The 19579-nt window shown below is 48.5% G+C and carries 14 protein-coding genes; 5 read left to right on the plus strand and 9 right to left on the minus strand.

Annotated elements, in window-relative coordinates; all coding sequences use genetic code 11:
• Positions 1 to 68: 68 nt before the first annotated feature.
• A complete protein-coding gene (locus LKI20_RS09675; RefSeq protein WP_291773216.1) occupies positions 69 to 788 on the minus strand; it encodes a CE1759 family FMN reductase in 720 nt (239 codons plus the stop codon).
• A 25-nt stretch (positions 789 to 813) separates the two neighbouring features.
• Positions 814 to 2073, minus strand: a complete 1260-nt coding sequence (locus tag LKI20_RS09680; RefSeq protein ID WP_291773218.1) for a CE1758 family FMN-dependent luciferase-like monooxygenase — start codon at positions 2071 to 2073, stop codon at positions 814 to 816.
• 305 nt (positions 2074 to 2378) lie between these two features.
• Here LKI20_RS09680 and LKI20_RS09685 point away from each other — a divergent pair, with 305 nt between their 5' ends.
• Together LKI20_RS09685 and LKI20_RS09690 are read left to right on the plus strand one after the other, a co-directional pair.
• A complete protein-coding gene (locus LKI20_RS09685; protein ID WP_291773220.1) occupies positions 2379 to 3386 on the plus strand; it encodes a hypothetical protein in 1008 nt (335 codons plus the stop codon).
• A 173-nt stretch (positions 3387 to 3559) separates the two neighbouring features.
• Entirely contained in the window at positions 3560 to 4195 is a 636-nt protein-coding gene (locus tag LKI20_RS09690; RefSeq protein ID WP_291773539.1) for a TetR/AcrR family transcriptional regulator, read from the plus strand.
• A 295-nt stretch (positions 4196 to 4490) separates the two neighbouring features.
• Here the strand turns inward: LKI20_RS09690 and LKI20_RS09695 are convergent, their stop codons facing one another.
• Positions 4491 to 5183 (minus strand): HD domain-containing protein, encoded by a 693-nt coding sequence (locus LKI20_RS09695; protein ID WP_291773222.1) that lies wholly within the window; start codon positions 5181 to 5183, stop codon positions 4491 to 4493.
• 196 nt (positions 5184 to 5379) lie between these two features.
• Between LKI20_RS09695 and zwf the strand changes: the two genes are divergently transcribed.
• The 3 genes from zwf to pgl all read left to right on the plus strand — a co-directional run bounded on the left by zwf (position 5380) and on the right by pgl (position 8792).
• On the plus strand, positions 5380 to 6915 hold the full coding sequence (gene zwf / locus LKI20_RS09700) for a glucose-6-phosphate dehydrogenase (RefSeq protein ID WP_291773542.1): 1536 nt from the start codon (positions 5380 to 5382) through the stop codon (positions 6913 to 6915).
• The gene (locus LKI20_RS09705) at positions 6912 to 7838 is read left to right on the plus strand and encodes a glucose-6-phosphate dehydrogenase assembly protein OpcA (protein WP_291773224.1); all 927 of its coding nucleotides are present in this window, start codon (positions 6912 to 6914) and stop codon (positions 7836 to 7838) included. Before zwf ends, LKI20_RS09705 begins: the two co-directional genes overlap by 4 nt.
• Positions 7839 to 8000: 162 nt before the next feature.
• Complete coding sequence (gene pgl / locus LKI20_RS09710; RefSeq protein ID WP_291773227.1) at positions 8001 to 8792, plus strand: 6-phosphogluconolactonase; 792 nt, start codon at positions 8001 to 8003, stop codon at positions 8790 to 8792.
• Positions 8793 to 9301: 509 nt separating this feature from the next.
• Here pgl and gndA read toward each other — a convergent pair.
• From gndA to LKI20_RS09740, 6 genes are all read right to left on the minus strand, one after another.
• Entirely contained in the window at positions 9302 to 10774 is a 1473-nt protein-coding gene (gene gndA, locus LKI20_RS09715) for an NADP-dependent phosphogluconate dehydrogenase (protein ID WP_291773228.1), read from the minus strand.
• A 122-nt stretch (positions 10775 to 10896) separates the two neighbouring features.
• Positions 10897 to 11766, minus strand: a complete 870-nt coding sequence (locus tag LKI20_RS09720; protein ID WP_291773231.1) for a class II glutamine amidotransferase — start codon at positions 11764 to 11766, stop codon at positions 10897 to 10899.
• Between the two features lie 72 nt (positions 11767 to 11838).
• Positions 11839 to 14334, minus strand: coding sequence for a KUP/HAK/KT family potassium transporter (locus tag LKI20_RS09725; protein WP_291773233.1), 2496 nt, complete (start codon positions 14332 to 14334; stop codon positions 11839 to 11841).
• A 238-nt stretch (positions 14335 to 14572) separates the two neighbouring features.
• On the minus strand, positions 14573 to 15529 hold the full coding sequence (locus tag LKI20_RS09730; RefSeq protein ID WP_291773235.1) for a TatD family hydrolase: 957 nt from the start codon (positions 15527 to 15529) through the stop codon (positions 14573 to 14575).
• 85 nt (positions 15530 to 15614) lie between these two features.
• On the minus strand, positions 15615 to 17495 hold the full coding sequence (locus LKI20_RS09735; RefSeq protein ID WP_291773237.1) for an ABC transporter ATP-binding protein: 1881 nt from the start codon (positions 17493 to 17495) through the stop codon (positions 15615 to 15617).
• 17 nt (positions 17496 to 17512) lie between these two features.
• Complete coding sequence (locus LKI20_RS09740; protein ID WP_291773544.1) at positions 17513 to 19351, minus strand: ABC transporter ATP-binding protein; 1839 nt, start codon at positions 19349 to 19351, stop codon at positions 17513 to 17515.
• Between the last annotated feature and the right edge of the window lie 228 nt (positions 19352 to 19579).

Below are 19579 nucleotides of genomic sequence, written 5' to 3' on the forward strand. Positions count from 1 at the left end.
GTAATGTTCTGAGGCACCATAGCAAGAGCTCACCAAGGCTCTTAGAGATCATTCGGCAAGCTTGGACTTCAGCGTCCGCCTGCGGCCAACTTCATGAGCTCACTATCAAAATTCAACATAGGTGAAGCTATAGCGTTGGTATCAGTGTGATCATCATCGGCAACGCTCTGCTGCGGGTCAACACTCAAGTCGACTGCGCTACGAGTGTAACGGTTGCCAACTGCTCCTAATAACGTATTTCTGACGTCTGTTCGTACCAAACTTGCTAACTCCGCAGCAACGCGAGTTTGTCGTTGCATCAGACCTTCAGAACCCCAATCAACAGTCGCTGCCATAAGCCCTGTGGGTACGATTACCGCCCGCATAAAGGCGAATAAGGAACGCATAGAGGTATCTGGAACCAGAGCATGTCGCTCGCTACCACCCGTAGCGACTAGCGCGATAGGCATTCCGAGCACAGCATCTTGTGCAGCGACATCCCAAAAACTTTTGAACAAGCCTGAGTACGAGGCTTTGAAAACCGGACTGGCAGCAACTACAGCATCGCTATGAGTAACAATATCTAGAGCAGTCTGCAGCTCCTGTGATATCTGCCAACTTACTGAGGCCACGGCTATATCTTTGGCTAAATTCTTCAGCTCAATAATATTAACCTGCGCGATAAGAGCACTATTGTGAAGCACATTGGCCGTTTTCTCAGCAATACCTTCGGCGAGTTTAGTGGTAGTTGAAGGTTCTCCAACACCAGCACTCACTACGGTGATCTGACGTCTCCTGTTTTCTGCCATATTCATGGGGTCTTTCTCGATATTATTAATACATCTTAGGTAGCTCAACACGTTGAGCTGGATCAGAATCTGTGTAGGGGCTAGTTCCAGTCACATTGTCCCCCCGATTTTCTTTGGGTTTAGGCTGTCTTACATCGCCGTCACCGTACTTTGCATGGATTAAGTCCGCATGCGAAGGTGTGGCAACAGCCTCAGGAGCACGTATGGCAGCGATCTCCTTACGCAACACTGGTAATACCAACTCACCCAGCATGTCCAACTGTTTGTCAACCATTTCAGCAGGTAAACCTCCATGGTCAACAAGGAATATCTGGCGTGCATAGTCTCCATACACCTCATGTTGCGCTAATACGCGGTCGATGATTTGTTGTGGCGAACCCACCATAAGTGGCGTTTGCTCGACCATCGTCTCAAGACTGGGACCTCCGCGATATACAGGAGAATGATCGAAATATGGACGGAAGGTCTCTAGAGCATCTTGAGAGCGCTCATTGACAAACACCTGTGCTCCCAAGCCAACAACTGCTTGTGCAGCAGTGCCATGGCCCCAGTGCACAAAGCGATTGCGATACAAGGCTACGAGTCTACGAAAATGGTCAACTGGCCAGAAAATTCCATTTGCAAAGAAACCATTGCCATAGTATGCCGCCTGTTCAGCTATCTCCGGCGTTCGAATTGAGCCGTGCCACACAAATGGCGGCACATCATCCAGTGGCCTTGGGATAGCTGTAAATCCTTGCAGCGGGGTACGGAACTGACCGGACCAATCCACTACATCCTCATGCCACAGACGATGCAAGAGATTGTAATTCTCAAGAGCGAGAGCCAGTCCCTGCCTGATGTCTTTGCCGAACCATGGATAGACCGGAGCGGTATTGCCGCGACCAAGCATCAAATCCACTCTACCGTCTGCAACATGTTGCAACACGGCGTATTGTTCTGCCAGATTTACGGGATCATTCGTAGTAATCAAAGTAGTTGAAGTCGACAGTGTAATACGTTGCGTTTGGGCTGCCACAGCTGCCAAAAAGGTTGTTGGAGAGGACGACCAGAACGGTGGATTATGGTGCTCTCCAATGGCAAAAACATCAAATCCTGCCTGTTCCGATATCACAGCTTGCCTCAGAGTACTCTTCAGGCGTGCAGACTCAGAAGGCACTTCACCACTCACTGGATTTTTAGTAACGTCAGAGACACTCATAACGCCGAATTCCATCGGTCCTGGACGAGCGGGTGAAATCTTGCTCGAGTTGGCCGCAATGATCGCTTCCATTGAATCGGTCATCGTTACATTCCTTCCTCACACTGAAACTCACCTATATACATCTTGTGAGACTTCTCTACCTCTGTCGTATCTACCAATCCGTCCCATGACTGGACTGCGCACGTAATATCGTCCGCAATTCTTCATCTGTGGGCAATCTATCACCCTGAACTGCTGTCTACCAGAGACTGAGCTCACACTTCGCTGTCAGGTGATGGGTGCTAACCATATTCAGGGCGCATAGGCTAATCTGCTGAGTACATCATCGCCATTTCGATACAATCCTGCGGCAATCTCAGCACAACGTAAAAAGGTTTAGACAGCATATGACCGTACTTACCATCGCCTGTCATCAACAGTGGATTTGGGATGCATTTCAAGATGTCTTCGGTCAATCTCAGCAACAAGGTCTTCAAGTGGGTGGAGTCACACAACTACGTCACCACATAGATTTGTGGCCTTTGGAAGATATACGTTGCCATGACCAGTTGTGGGCAACACCTGCCTTTGTGATTGCTCAAAACGCCAAAATGCAAGCTGCTGGTCTAGATCCGATGTTGATGCTCACTCCGCAATATAGTTGGCCCACACTTCTTGGACGGAAGCTACTCGGCAGGGCAGCGCTGGTAACCAATCCCGAGACAGTACTGAATTGGGACTCTTTTGAGGACTCAGGCATAGCTGAGCTGCGCGACCAATCCTATGTATCAGAAGCTCAACAACAGCAACCCTGGTCTCAACTTGTCAATGGACGAGTCCCAGATTTCCCTGCTGCTCAGCGCGATTTATCTGCTTTGCAGCAAGCATTGAAGCATGCTCCTGCACACTCTCACATTCTTATCAGCGCGCACACACCAGACATCGCTGAAGAATGGATGGTCACTGTTCATCACAGTCATGCCATAGCAACGCAAGGATACTGCACACATAATCCACCAGGCAGCACAGAGATTCTGTCAATTTTCGATGGGGCACAGTTCACTCAGAGCAATATTCCTATGGTGGAGGAAGTAGCTGAAGAGGCAGCTCGCCGTCTCAATATTGTCAGCGCAGTCTTTAACATCGCGGTGTGCGGTAATGCAACCGCGATTGTGCTTGAAGCACTGCCTACCTGGTGTACGCCACCGTACCGTTACGCACACACATCGAGCGATGCATTGCTGTGCGCTGTTGCAGATTGCTCTTTACCGAAAGACGCCACATTCGAACATGACCGCTCTCAAGTAGCCATTGATACTCAACAGATATTTCACCCAGATCCTTGGATGGAACAAAGCTTTGCCAAACGTTTTCTCAATCAGCAGCCGCCGCCATCAACCAACTCTGTTCTCTGAAAATACTTGAGCTTCAGCAAGTCTTCAGGAATATTGGCTAGTATCTCAGACATTGACCACGAAGTCCAAAGTCGGTCGAATCGACAATAGTCTGTAGACTACTGGGTAATGGGGATTCCATGCCGTTGGGGCATGGGACGCTTTAGGCGTCCAACACATACTAGGGGGTTATGATGGCCGAAGGTTACGTACAGCATCAAAAGAAGCAAGCGGATAAGATTATCCGTATAACCGAGCAGCTGTACATGGAACGCGGCATGGAAGGCTTCACCATCGGTGATATTGCTGATGGGGCCGAGATTACCCGTGCAACCGTTTATAACTATTTTTCATGTAAAGAAGATATCCTTTGGGCAATTTTCTTTGAAAAAATGGACGGTCTGCTCATACGACTCAACGACAAACTTAAAGACACACACACCACATATGAGCGCTTACGAGCATATGCAGACGCGAATTATGAATATTTTAGAGAAGATGCAAGCTTTGCTATCTTCTTCGATTTGTTCCACACCATTTTTGCCACGGCAAGCCAAAAACCCGACGACTTCTGGGAAAGTCCGTACAACACAGCTAATTGGCGGCCAGGAAAAAGCATTGAGATGTTCACTAAGAACTTCCACGATGGAAGTGTAAAAGCCGATCTTGATCCACACACCACTGTGGTGTCGTATTACTATGCTTTCTTGGGAACCATGTCATTCACCTTTAAAAATAAAGATGAACTCGAGAAGTTCTATCACCTTGACTTTCTCGAAGTGGCGAGAATTCAGATTTCGTGGATTTTGCAATCTATTAAGGCCGACTGATAGCTACTCCAATTCGTCCGAATCACTACCAACAGATCACCTCAGTTCCACATGCATCTCTTTGCCACATCATCTCGTCTCTGAGCATGATTTGACACAGATGGCGAAGATCACGAGGAGCAATCTGCTGGTTTCGACGACCCACAGGCAAATTTCTTCGATGAGATCCTGTTGTGTAGGGATTTTCCGCCCGTCCTCAAGTATCAACCGCAGTATTGCGCGGAATATAGCGGGCGGACTTGGCTTGTTCTGAAATAATCCCTACACAAACGAAAACTGCACCTGTTTATCACCGCTATTTGATGGGCATGCGATGCTCAGCAGCCAATTTACCTATATCTGGCAGACCATAACGGGCAACAAGTGCATGCCAACGTAACAAATTCTCTTCACCAAAACGAGCGGCACGCTTCTCTTGCAACTTCTGCGAGATGAAGGCAGGCGGATGAGACTTGCTGTTGAACTTATCCGCATACATGACGATTTCCTGCTCTTGGCTCTGCGGCACATAATCATCAACTGCTAAAGGAAGATGTTGACTGATCACCTGCTGTCGCGTCACCCCCACACCGGTGTGATTTCTAGCAAATGCCGCCACAGATTCTCCGTATCCCTCTTCGAGCAATATGCGGTAACCAATCACGCCATGAAGTATGTATCGTTGCGAATCAAATCGCAGTATTGAATCAGGATCTCTACCGTCGCTCGAGCTATCAAACACACGGTAAGTCCCAATGTCGTGGAGCAATGCCCCGACTTCTAATAGCTCCTCGTCAATATCGCCTATCGAAACGAGTCCAACCGCAGCGGCCATGTCCTCGGCAGAAGCTTTCTGAGAAACAATCTCCGTGCGATGCTGAGCAATGTCTTGCGCTAATTGCGCAACAATCACACAGTGTGTATGTACTAAATGGAAAGCCGCTTCTGAAGGCGCTAGACGACGGTGAAGCCTAGTAATTTCCTCAACACTTGGCATATGTGTACTCATACTCTCATCATAGGAAACGGTCTCCATATCATGTGTCAACAGAATATTGAAACGATTCACATACTTGCTCTATGCGATTATCTTGTTCACTGAAACATGTTTGACAGTAGAATCAGAGCGTACAACGAGCAAAAGGGGTGACATGGGGACTTCGGAAAACGAGCAGTATTCCGCCCAGCGCAGCACTGCAGCCGAAATGCAAGCAGGACAAGCCTGGTCCAATCCACTGCGTGATCCAAGGGATTTGCGTATGCCGCGCGTCGCAGGACCTTGTTCTTTGGTAATTTTCGGTGTCACGGGCGATCTAGCAAAAAAGAAGCTGCTACCGGCCGTGTACGATCTTGCCAATCGTGGACTGCTACCAGCTGGATTCGGTCTCATTGGTTTTGGCAGACGCAAATGGGATAACGAGGAATTCGCGAATTTCGCCAAAGAGAATATGCAGGCACATTGCCGCACACCATTCAACGAAAAAACGTGGGAGCACCTTTACGACGGTTTGCGCTTCGTCACAGGCACTTTTGACGATGCCGAGGCATTCACCCGTCTGTCAGACACAGTATCGGAACTCGACAGGGATCGCGGCACTCGCGGTAATCATGCTTTCTATATGTCTGTGCCACCAAGGGATTTTCCGCTGGTGTCCAAACAGCTTGCAGATTCTGGTCTTTCACATTCCAGTGAAGGCGCGTGGCGTCGTGTCATTATCGAGAAACCTTTTGGCCACGACCTTGCTAGCGCCAAAGAACTAGACCGAGTAGTTTCCGAGGTCTTCGAACCAGATTCAGTATTCCGTATCGACCACTATCTCGGCAAGGAAACAGTGCAGAACCTCTTAGCACTGCGCTTTGCCAACACCATGTTTGAGCCTGTATGGAACGCCAATTACGTCAGTCATGTACAAATCACCATGGCAGAAGATATTGGTATCGGCGGCCGAGCTGGATACTATGACGGCATCGGTGCAGCACGAGATGTGATTCAAAACCATTTGTTACAGCTCATGGCCTTAACTGCTATGGAAGAGCCTGTTTCATTTTCAGCAGCCGATTTGACCGCAGAAAAGCGAAAAGTGCTTTCCGCCGTGCGATTGCCAAAGAATCTAGCCGAGCATACCGCCCGCGGACAATATGCTGCCGGCTGGCAAGGCTCAGATAAAGTTGTCGGTTATCTTGATGAAAAGGGCATTAGCCGCGACTCGACAACTGAAACGTATGCGGCCATTCGTCTCGATGTTGATACTCGTAGATGGGCAGGTGTGCCTTTCTACTTAAGAACCGGCAAACGACTCGGCAAGCGAGTTACTGAAATCGCTGTAGCATTCAAACCTGCGCCACACCTTCCTTTTGAGACGACAGCAACGCGTGAACTGGGAGCTAACGCGGTTGTTATTCGCGTGCAACCAGATGAAGGCGTAACCATTCGATTCGGGGCCAAAGTTCCTGGAACAGCCATGGAAGTCCGCGACGTCAGTATGGATTTCAGTTACGGTCGATCATTTACCGAAGCATCTCCCGAAGCATATGAGCGCCTAATACTTGACGTGTTACTCGGAGACCCGCCACTCTTCCCAACCACCGAGGAAGTTAATCTTTCTTGGAATATTCTTGACCCAATTGAAGACTTCTGGAGCACACTGGGTCAGCCTCAGCCATACCGTGCAGGCACATGGGGACCTGCACAGGCCGATGAGATGCTGGCTCGTGATGGATACCACTGGAGGATGCCATGATTGTTGAAATGCCCGATACCGCGACTTCGCAGATATCCAGAAAGATTGATGCTCTGCACGAGGAACGCGGTGAAGCAGCGCTAGGTCGCGTGTTGACCTTGCTCATCAGCACATCCGAAGAAGAATTGGAAGAGTCCCTGGAAACCGCGAACGCAGCGAGCCGAGAACATCCCTGCCGAGTGATAGCTATCGTTACAGATGGTTCTGACTCAGGAGAACATTCCAAACTTGATGCGCAAGTACGATTCGGAGCGGATGCAGGAGCGGGAGAAATTGTGGTTCTCAAACCTTTCGACGGTTTGAAGCGCCATTTAGACACTCTCGTGATTCCTCTACTGGTTCCTGATGCACCCGTTGTTGCTTGGTGGCCTTCAAAGGCGCCAGAGGACCCTTCAAAAGATCCAATAGGCCGCATGGCACGCAGCCGTATTACTGATGCAATTCGTTCCTCTAACCCCGATGCTTCATTTACAGCATTGAGGGCACATTGGTCTTGTCACGATATCGATATGTCTTGGACTCGTCTCACGGTTTGGCGTGCAATGCTAGCGTCGATGCTCGATCAGCCACCGCATCTTCCCATCAAATCAGTTCGAGTCAAGGGACAGTCGCACTATATTCCCCTCGACTTGTTGGCAGCTTGGCTCGCTGTAAGACTAGATGTGCCCGTCACCATTGAACGTGATGATGACCTCAACGCCATTACGGGTGTCTTCTTCGAGCGCGAAGATGGCGAACTGAGTATGGAACGCCCGTACGAGGATCAAGCCACAATCTGCCAACCTGGAGAATCACAGCAAGACGTTGCCATGCCAATGAGAACTCTTGAAGAGTGCCTCAGCGAAGAGATGCGGCGGCTTGACCCAGATGAGGTTTATGCAGAGGTCATCACGGATGGATGGGGTCTAGTGGACCATGAGTAACGTGGCTATCTAAAGGACATTAACTTATGCTCCGCTTATGGAGCAACCGCAAAGTATAGGATTGTGGTTGCTCCATAAGCAATAGACCATTGCATTATCGAACTGTGATATTCGCTCATCAGTAGTAATAACTCATCAGCAGACACATAGAAATCTGGACATATGCCTCAAAGACTTGCCATTGCCTACCCCAATCCTGAATTGCTCCACACAGCAATTGCTTCTCGTCTACTGATTGAAATCGGGGACAGAATAGCTTCCCAACATCGCGCAGATATTGCACTCACTGGAGGAACTGACGGTAATGCTGTGCTTACACATATTGCTAGCAATCCTTTGAATGAAGCAATTGATTGGAGCCGTGTTCATCTATGGTGGGGAGACGAACGCTTCGTCGCAGCCAACGATGACGATCGCAATGCGAAGCAGGCCCGCGAAGCTTGGTTCGGAACCTTGGTCAAGCATGGGCTGCTCCAAGAATCACATATTCATGAGATGCCTGCCGAGCAACGCAACAACCATGACGTTGCAGTCGCTGGAGATGCAGAAAATACTAGATTATTAGATGCTGCCGCAGCAACGTATCAAGAAGAGATCACTCGTGAGCTCGGTGATAACCCAATCTTTGATGTCGCACTCTTCGGAGTTGGTCCAGACGGGCATTTCGCATCATTATTCCCCGACTATCCGCAAGTAACCATTGACGATAGCGACATTCTGGTCACAGGTGTCACCAATTCCCCCAAAAAGCCACCACTACGGATTAGCATGACTGTTCCATTGATAAAGAACAGTCGCAAAGTATGGGTGCTGGCATCTTCTTCACGAAAAGCTCAAGCCGTACATAATGCTCTATCATCGGTGAATAATCCTCACGTGCCCAGCTCATTCGCAACGGGACAAGAGGAAACTCTATGGCTCCTCGATGACGAAGCCTCAGCGTTAACGTTGTAAAACCACCCAGCACCTGATTGAAGAAACGAAACTGTGCAATTAAGCATGAATTCAAACCTAATTGAACTCCAGGATTCGTTTGTGTAGGGATTTCTTTTTAGATCGATAATATGTAACGCCGGAAATGGCGGAATACCGAGCATTTCAAGATAGAGCTACTGATAGATGCCTGCATAATCCCTACAGAAACGGTCATATCATTCGCTAGACGGCTTAGCTGCTTTGCTGAATCTCTTTCTGACCCGGTTCTGAACCAGTAACAACAGACCCCCGCACGATGCGGGGGTCTCAATCACTGCTCGTGGCTCCGTAGGGAGCCACTCACGCAGAACCTGATGAATTACCAAGAAACGTCAAGCGTCACGACGTGTGGCAATCGCTGCGCGATTCTTCGCAACCTTTGCGGTTGCTCACCTTGCCTACGACAATCGCTCTGACGATTGCCCTCGCGTTCTTAACGAACGCTCGCTTCGCTTATGTGAAGCACACCGTGCTTCACATTTAACAGCTCAGCTGCTTTGCTGAATCTCTTTCTGACCCGGTTCTGCCCACAAAGTATGGAAAGCTCCTGGGGCGTCTACTCGACCGTAAGTATGAGCTCCGAAGAGATCACGCTGACCTTGAATCAGAGCAGCAGGAAGACGCTTGGAACGCAGACCATCATAGTAAGCAAGTGAGCTCGAGAACATTGGCACTGGAATACCCGCCTCGGCTGCACTTGCAACCACGCGACGCCATGACTCTTGCGCATTGGCTACGGCTTGCTTGAAGAATGGATCAAAGAGCAGAGAACCAAAAGTCTCAGAAGAATCATAAGCATCAGAAATACGGTTGAGGAACTTCGCACGAATAATGCATCCGCCGCGCCAGATACGTGCCACCGCACCAAGATCGATATTCCAGCCGTACTGCTTTGCACCCTTCTCGATTTCGTTGAAGCCCTGTGCATACGCCACAATCTTAGAAGCATATAAAGCTTGACGTACATCCTCAATAAAGGCATTGCGTGAGTCTGCATCGGGGAACTTCGCAGCAAATGCACCTTCAGGATTAGGACCTTCTAAGCCCTTGTGTGCAGCCTCTTCACGCAACTCAGCTTCAGAAGAAAGACCGCGCGCAAACACAGCCTCGCCAATACCAGTAACTGGCGTACCCAACGACAGAGCCGTTTGCACAGTCCAAGTTCCTGTGCCCTTCATACCAGCTTGGTCAACAACAATATCTATAAAGGGCTTGCCAGTTTTCTCATCCTTATGCCCGAGCACTTCAGCAGTTATCTCAATAAGATAAGAGTTCAAATCACCCTTATTCCACTGCGCAAATACATCCGCAATTTCAGCAGGCTCCAATGCCAGTCCACGACGCAGCAGATCATAGCTCTCGGCAATCACCTGCATATCGGCATACTCGATACCGTTATGCACCATCTTCACGAAGTGACCCGCACCATCAGTACCAATATGCGTCACGCACGGTTCACCTTCAGCGACAGCAGCGATACTCTTCAGGATGGGGCCCAGAGTCTTCCAAGACTCATCAGTACCACCAGGCATCATCGAAGGCCCTTTCAACGCACCTTCTTCACCGCCAGAAATTCCACAGCCCACGAAATGCAGTCCGCGTGCACGGATGTCTTTTTCTCGACGAATAGTATCTTCAAAATATGCGTTGCCACCATCAACGATGATGTCACCATCTTCCATCGCGTCAGCCAACTCGTTAATCACCGCATCAGTTGGCGCTCCTGCCTTGACCATAATGATGGCAGTGCGAGGTTTTGCCAGAGAAGCGACAAATTCCGTTATCGTTTTCGCAGGAATGAACTTGCCTTCAGAACCGTGCTCAGCAATCAGAGCTTCGGTACGGGAGTAGTGACGGTTATACACCGCAACAGTGTTGCCGTGATTCGCCAAGTTTCTAGAAAGGCTCGCACCCATTGCTGCAAGTCCCACCACTCCGATATTCGCTAGTTCTTCACTCATGCCATACCCTTTCAATTGACGACATTCGTTGTAATCGCATCTGAGAACTCCTCAACTGCAGGATTCACGAACGCGTACTCCAAAATCAGTGTATTGCCCTTCGCTACTCGGCATCAATTCGTTCACAATTCGCGCAAGGAATACTCACCGCTCTGGTTAGAAGCAACAAGCATTTGATCGTTATGCAGTTCCTTCCAACCATCCTCAGCGGACTGCTCAAAACCAGAAGACGCTATGACCACACCCGACGCTGAACGGTCGGCATGCTGAATTTCTTTGTAGCGAATAACTCGATAGTCTGCAACATAGTCAGCCTGCCCGTAACGTGCATAAATATCACCGATACGCGCTGGGACATCTGTACGACCAGATGCGCGTAAGCAGACCATTTCATCCTGGCTTTGTACCATGCAGTTATATGAGGACTTTGGGTATTCCTTGCGCAAATCAGCAACCGCCTGAGCTACTGACTGTGCAAGAGTCAAGCCCTGACCAACATGTTGTAATACCACTGAGAAGAATATTGCCGAATCACTTTTGCCGCCAGTTTCGAGTAACAAATCCTCGTCAATATCGAAATCGCGATTATCTACAATATTGCGACCTTGCTCATCGCTGATGTCACCATTGTGAATAAAGCTCAAACCATTTGCAAAGAAAGGCTGTTGATTTTCCAAAATCAACGGCAGATTAGAAGAAGCCAATCTCAAGTGGAAAAGTCCCCCGCGTGCTCCACTCTCAACAAAGGTTTCAAAAGCACTATCGAAATGAGCAGCTACAGTCGAACGATACACATTTGATGCTGTCTCAGGAGTAGGCGCACCACCATCGCGGCGATGAGCACCTTCAGGAGGCTGTGATAACAGCGAAACACCCCATCCATCGTTATGGATTTTGGAAATCGAACGAAATTGCGCAACGTCAACTTCTCCAATGATGTCTTTGAGACTCAGATTAATACCGTTGGTGGCATACCCCAATAATCTGCACATATCACTTCACTCTAACCTATGAAATATTGTCTCGCTGTCTCATCTCATGTCTATCAAACGCTGAGCAACGAGCTACCCTTTATCCGTCTGCTGCTCAGAGACACCCTTTGAAGTCTGCTGCAAATCTGTCGTTGACTTCTGTGGGGTTTCCTTTTTTGCTTCCTGAAGCATAGCTTGCTGGCGTTTCGTCCTGCGTAAGGCAACTCGCTGCAAACGTGGAACTCTACGCGTCGTAACGAATAGCGGTTGAACTTCAACAATTGGATTGTATGGTGCAAGGCCAAACCACTTCACTGGTGAACCGGCAACATGCCTGATCGCATATTTAACCTGCAGTGCCACCGCTCTACCTGTGGTAATTTTTGACTCCGGCATCAAGGCTTTATGAATCAAGATGTATTTGATAGTACCTATTTGTGGATCTTCATCCACCTTGGGATACACGGACGTTTGCTGTGGCAATTCACCGCTGTCAATCAACTCATGCATAATCTGGTGCAAGTAAGTTGCAACATTTTGGTCCACTTTGAAACCGAGACGCATACGCACTCGGAACAGATAATTAGTGCCAAAATTCTCAACCGAATAGTCTCTGGTAAATGGGTCATCGGTGGTTTGAACGGACACAGCCCACCAAGCGCGAGCACGCTTAGGGTGGTCGGCAAAGATAGAGAAGAAGATATCTGTATCGAGTCGACACATCTCAGTATCCGATGTCAAATAGACAAGATTGTCCGCATAGTACGGCACACGGAAGTCATTGTGGAGCATGTCCAGAGCAGGCAAACACTCTTTAGGAGCCATATGTCTGCGCTGCGAACGCTCAACCTTGGTTCCCTCGTTCCACGTGTACATAATGAACAGAATGGCGAGTGTGAGCAGCATCGTAAACCAACCACCATGGAGGAACTTTGCCATAGATGCCAAGAAGAAGAGTGTTTGGATTGCAATGAACACTACTGTGAACACCACAGCCCAGAACTTGCTTGCATTGAACCATATGTACACACCAAGCAACACCGTAGTGGTAATCATCGTTATGGTTAATGCCAGCCCATATGCCGCTGCAATATGCTCGGAATCGCGGAAAATGCCTAGAACCGTCAATGTTGCCGCACAAAGGACCATATTCACCACAGGAATATACAACTGGCCACGAGTCCTTGCGGGGTACCGAACTTGAAGGTGAGGCATCCAATTCAATCCTGTCGCCTCAGAAACCATAGTAAATGCACCAGTTATCAAGGCTTGGGAAGCAATCACACCTGCTGTCACAGAGAGCACCACTGCAACATATCTGACGTTTGGATTCATCATCTGGAAGAAGGGATTAAGGTTCTGCACACTCTTCAAATCAGCATTATTGCGATTATTGAGCATCCAGGCACCTTGCCCGAAGTAGTTCAAGACTAAAGCGATTTTAATGAAAGGCCAGGTGATATAAATATTGCCTCTGCCAACATGCCCCATATCTGAGTACAACGCTTCTGCACCAGTAGTGGAGAGGAATACGGTTCCCATAATCGCCAAACCCGCAACATTCCCTGAGCTGAAGAGGAAACGAATACCATAAATCGGGTTCAAAGCTTCAAATACTGTCCAGTCATTACCAAGATTTGCCACACCTACCACAGCGAGAAAAGCAAACCAAATCATCACAACAGTGCCGAAAACCTTGCCAATACGCTCAGTACCTCGGGATTGGACCGAGAACAGAATCAGAATCACCACAACCGTGATCATTAATGTGAGGTTTTCATTGTCATTAAAAATCGGTTCAAGTACCGGAAGTGTTTTGAGTCCCTCAACAGCTGAAGATATTGAAACAGCTGGGGTCAGCACCGAATCTGCAAGAAAAGCAGCACCACCAAGCATGGCAGGTATAACCAGCCACTTTGCATGCCTTCTCACCAAGCTGTATAACGCGAAAATTCCGCCTTCACCCTTGTTGTCAATACGCATCGCAATCAAGACATACTTCACAGTAGTGATAAGTGTGATTGACCAAAAAACTAGCGACAACATACCCAGCACAGCAGGACGATCAGTGTTCCCGATACCACCTTGCCCACTGAGGAAGGTCTGCGACATATAGAGCGGTGAGGTTCCAATATCTCCATACACCACGCCGAGCGCGACAATGGCCATAGAGATACTGATCTTGTCAGGAGAGCTTTGAATCTTAATCCATAAGCGGCCTAAAGGTCCTCTGCTTGAAGCATTTTTACGTTGAGCAGCAAGTTTCATAGCAGCTTTTCGCTCAGCCTTCAGAGCAATACGTTCTTCTCTGGTGCGAGCTTGATGAGAAACCTTAGGCGCTTTAGTGATGCTTTCAGCAGGAAGGATGGAATCCTCAATGGGCGATTTGGCGACCGGTTTCACTGGCTTATCAGGACTATGCTGCTCAGACTCCTGATGGGACTCTCCTTCGCCTGTACCTTTAGCTACCTTAGGGGAACTCTTATGTCCACGAGATAAGTCGTGGTCGGATGATTCGTCACTGCTCCCCTGTTTGCCGGCGTTAGCACCACCGTCAATAGGCTGTGACTCATTCTTCTTCTCAGACATACACTCCTCCAATGGCAGGTCAAGCGCTCTGCCTACATGTTTTCCGCACGTCGGCATCACGTTAGCACCAGTCGTGCCCACTATCTACCCGAAAGTTTTACAGTTACCTAAAAACACTGTGGTAACAAGGGTTTGAACATTTTTCCTCAGGCTAAGCCACAATCTGTTACATCAGATAATTTCACACGAACTATAGTGAGACAGTTCTATAGCTAGCAGCGAAAGAGCAATAATCTATCTAGAAACCATAGACTTCACGAGTTGTTTGTCTGCTTGCTCGAGCAACTTCATTAATCGATACATCGAGCGCATCGGCCATAGCGGAAAGAGTGTAAGGGATCATATATGGGGCGTTAGTACGTCCACGGTATGGCATGGGTGTCAAATATGGAGCATCAGTTTCAACCATTGCATGATCTAAGCCCACGATAGCCAAGGATTCTCGTATACCCTCATTGCCCTTATATGAGACGGTTCCAGAAAAACTTAGATACCACCCTTGTTCCTTGGCGATTTGTGCCATTTGAGCATCGCCTGAGTATGAATGAAACACCGTTTTGCGCGGCGATCCGTCACGAATGAGCGTTTCAATAACTTCCCTGTGAGCATCACGATCATGAATTTGCATTGGCAGGTCAAGTTCTTTAGCAAGTGCTATATGTTCGCGAAAGGCTTGTCGTTGCAGTTCCATGGCATCTGCACCGGTGCGAAACAGATCCATGCCAGTCTCTCCAATAGCGACTACCTGCTCGGGGTGGGTTACCGCAAGATGGTGCACTTGTGCGAGCGCCTCTTTCATATCAACATCATGCCAACTCTCATATCGCACAGGCAAGCCATCTGGCCCAGCTGAGCCATGATGCCCGTGTAGTACAGCTTCGTTGGGGTGAATCGCCAGAGCTGCCCAGACTTGCCCTGGATGAGAGAGCGCCATATCCACGGCCGTTTGAAGATGAGGCAGCTCACATCCAACGTCGATAATTTTGCGGACGCCTACCCGTGCAGCCTCATCCAACATCTGGTCTATCGAATATACAGGAACCGCATCCTGCCCTTTCTCCTGTGCCTCTTGAGACATAGATGCAGCAAAAGGAACCACCGAGGCAAGGTGTGTGTGGTTGTCAACCACCTCAATATCGTCCGGTAGAGCTTGCGGTTCAGGAGCCCAACTACGTTTACGATGATGCTTACTCATAGTTCCTGCACACTACACCACTTGGATTATGCCGCGGCCATAACCAGAGTTGTACTCAGTTATGGCCGCGGCATACAAATCAATCTCAGTGGTCTTGTAAGAGCTCTTCACCACCATTTGCCACACGAATCATGGAATATTGGGATTCATAAAGCCTGAAGTAGGCTTGACGCAACGCAAGCAGCTCCTCATGAGAACCATGCTCCACAATCTGTCCGTGATCGATGTAACAGATTTCGTCAGCATTCTCAATTGTCGAAAGACGATGAGCGATGATGAAGGAGGTGCGTCCTTTGAGTAGGTGGTCTAGGCCTGCCTGCAGAGCCTCCTCTGTACGCGTATCAATATTGCTGGTTGCTTCGTCAAGGATCAGAATACGAGGATCAGCCAGTAGCACCCTGGCAAAGGCGATGAGCTGACGTTGCCCTGCTGAAAGTGTGGCTCCACGTTCCTCTACTACAGTGTCATAGCCATTAGGCATCTCCATAATGAATTCGTGAGCATGCACAGCTTTAGCAGCTGCTTGGATTTCCTCGTCCGTTGCGTCGAGCTTACCGTAGCGGATATTTTCTCGAATATCGCCAGAGAAGATGAAGGTATCTTGGAGCATCACACCCATTTGCTGACGCAATGATTGCAAGGTGACATCACGAACGTCATACCCATCAATAGTCACTGAGCCTTCAGAAACATCATAGAAACGCGATAGCAGATTGATGATGGTGGTCTTGCCTGCACCTGTCGGCCCCACTAGTGCAACTGTGCGTCCTGGTTCAACATGGAAGTCCACCAAATTGAGAATGTTGCGCCCTCCATCTTCATAGCGGAATACCACATCGTTGAAGTCCACCTTGCCCCTAATCTGAGGCAAGGTTGCAGCATCAGGTTTGTCCTGAATCTCGGGAACCACGTCAAGTGTTTCAAAGATACGTTCCAGGTAAGCCGAGCAGGTGATGAGCTGATTGTAGAAATTACCGATATTAATAACAGGGTTCCAGAAGTTGTTAGCATATCCAATAAATGCAACCAGCACACCGGTACTGACGTTAACTCCCCCAAACCCCATGATGCCGACATAGTAGATGAAAGCAATCGTCATTGTGGAGATATTTTGCACCCCTGGCCACATAAGAAACTGAATATGAGCAGCCGTCATCCACGACTTACGCACCTCACCTTGCTGCTCCTGGAAGGTCTCATATTGTGTACGCTCACGAGCAAAGGTCTGCGTAGTTTTGACACCTGCGATTGACTCATGAATGTATGCATTGAGATTGCTTTGCTTATTGGAAAGTTTCTGATAGGCCTTGCGCTGGAAATATTGGAGCACTCTAACCCAGATAATGAGCACAGGGAACAGAATCAGTGACCAAAGTGTGAGTTTCCAATCGATAGCCGCCATCACCACCAGTGTGATGATGAAGGTGAACACATCAGAAATTACATTGATCAGTCCTGAGCTCAAGGTGTCAGAAAGAGTGTTGACATAGTTCACTACGCGAATCAAAATCTTGCCATGGGGTCGTGAATCGAAGTATGAGAAGGGCAATGTTTGGATATGTGAGAACAACTCTCTGCGCATATCCTTCAACATCAATTGCCCAACACGAGTGATTGAAACTGTGCGATATCTCAGGCACAGCTCGTACAACACAATTGCTGCAAAGAACACAGCGCCCAGAATTAGCAATTGTGTGATGTCTTTATTAGGAATCACGGAGTCAATGATGATTTTGATGAGATATGGGACAGCAACGAGGATGCTGCTCATCAACACCACCACCGCCAGAATTTTCATAACCTGACCGATATATGGTTTGAGATATACCCCTACCCGCATAATATCGCGGAAATTAATCTGTTCCTCGAGCTCTTCATCTTCGCGGAAGGTGTTGCGCTGATGATTGTTACGCGTAGCATCCTTTGCCGCCGTCTCATGCCGCTTCGCACTATTACGTCGTGCCATCTGTATGCCCTTACTCCTTAAAAACCTGCTGATTGACCAGATTGCAGGCCAAGTTGCTTGCGGTATATCTCCCAATATCGTCCGTGCGCCTCTACTAATTCCTGATGAGTACCCTGCTCAACGATTGCGCCGTGTTCCAACACCAGAATTAAATCAGCATCTTTAACCGAAGAAATTCTGTGTGCAATAGTGATAATGGTTTTTTGGGTTTCCAATTCACTTAAGTGCCGCTGAATCTCTGCTTCAGTTTCCATGTCAACTGCCGACGTGGTGTCGTCCATCACCAGAATTGATGGGTCATCAGCTAAAGCCCTAGCCAAACTCAAACGCTGTTTCTGGCCACCAGACAGACCCACTCCACGCTCACCGACTACAGTGTTATACCCTTCAGGCATTCCTTGAATGAACCCGTCGGCCCCCGCTATCGCAGCAACGCGACTGACATAATCCTCATCACTTGCTGTAGCTCCAAAAGCAATATTGCCACCTATGGTATCTGAGAAGAGGAAAGTATCTTGCGCGACGATGCTAACTTGAGAGCGCAGCGTGGACAGAGGCCAGTCGCGTGCATCAATGCCGTCGATAAGAACATGTCCAACAGTTGGGTCATAAAAACGTGAAATCATGCTTACCAAAGTGGACTTCCCGGAGCCAGTCTCTCCCAGAATGCCAAGTTTTGAACCTGCCGGCACAAAGAAATCAAGATCCTTAAGGATTGGAGTTTCTGGATCATCAGGGAAGGCAAAGCTGACATGATCGAAGCGAATCTCGCCTCCGATACGTTCGGGTGCTGTGTTCTCAGTGTGACTAATCTTCGCCATCAAGGCATTAGCGTGTTCAACGGAGGACTCTGCATCAGGGCGCTCAACAATTCTCGAGCGCGATGTGAGTAAACGCCTTATTTTGATGCAAGAGGCGTTGAAACGCTGAATGTCGTTAATCAGCCAACCCGATTGGCGTACTGGTCCGTCAATCATCCACAGGAAGCTGTCAAAAGCCACCAAATCGCCTAGGGTCATCATATTCTCGATGACGAGCCAACCTCCAAAAACTAGGATAATCAGCTGCAACATAAAGGATGAACCATCAAGCCAAGGCATATATCGTCGACTGTTATAGGCAAGCTTCATATTGCGTTGCATGTAGTCGTCGTTATGCTCGTCGAACTTTTGGGTTTCAAAAGGTTCGCGTACAAAAGCCTTAACTACACGGTTGCCTTCGATATTTTCTTCGACCATGGAGTTCAGACGAGCCAAAGAATTGCGGATATCGAAAAACAGAGGATGTGCATGACTTGCTAGTGCACGAGTAAAGAAGAATAGGAATGGCGTTACGCAAGCTAGAGCCAGAGCTAGTCGCCAATCGATAGTGACCATCACGCACAACGATCCCACAAACAAAATCACGCAGTCGGCAACGTTGTAGGTAACCCATGACAGAAAATGACGAATCGCGTCAGTGTCTGAGGTCATTCGGCTCATGATGTCGCCGATTCTAGTGTGGTTAAAATACGTAAAATCTAGGCTGTGCAATTTCTCGTATTCGTCAGAAACTAAACGATAAATAGAATTTTGCCCAAAACGTTCCATGAACATTTGGTAACCGTAACGCACTGCGGTGCGCACAACAGTTACTGCAATCATGGTAAAGCACAACCGAGGTAGGCGGTCATGGTGACCTTGCATGATGACCTGATCGACAATCATGCCAGCTAACAGAGGCATAATCATCACGAGGACCTTATCTATGATGAACAGCATCGCCGCTGCGATGATTCTGGGCAGATCGGGTTTGCAATATGGCAATATCCAACGCATATTGCTGGCTTGTTGATTATTATTGGGATCGACGTACATCAGGGATAACCCCTCGCGTTCCTTGTTGCTCTCCGTTACCCGGTTCTCTCCGGGATTCCCCGCTCGTATTACGCGAATTACTTGGTGTTGATATCCCCAAAATTCCCCGTTGAATACATAAGCTCGCAATATTCTATGCGAGTCATCAAGCTTTTCAACCGCTGTGATTTTCGGCGTGTCTGACCATCTGTCACCACTGAGCACAACGATTCGCTGTGCATGATGTAA

Origin of the sequence: Bifidobacterium sp. (genome assembly GCF_022647885.1) — a bacterium.
GTDB lineage: Bacteria > Actinomycetota > Actinomycetes > Actinomycetales > Bifidobacteriaceae > Bombiscardovia.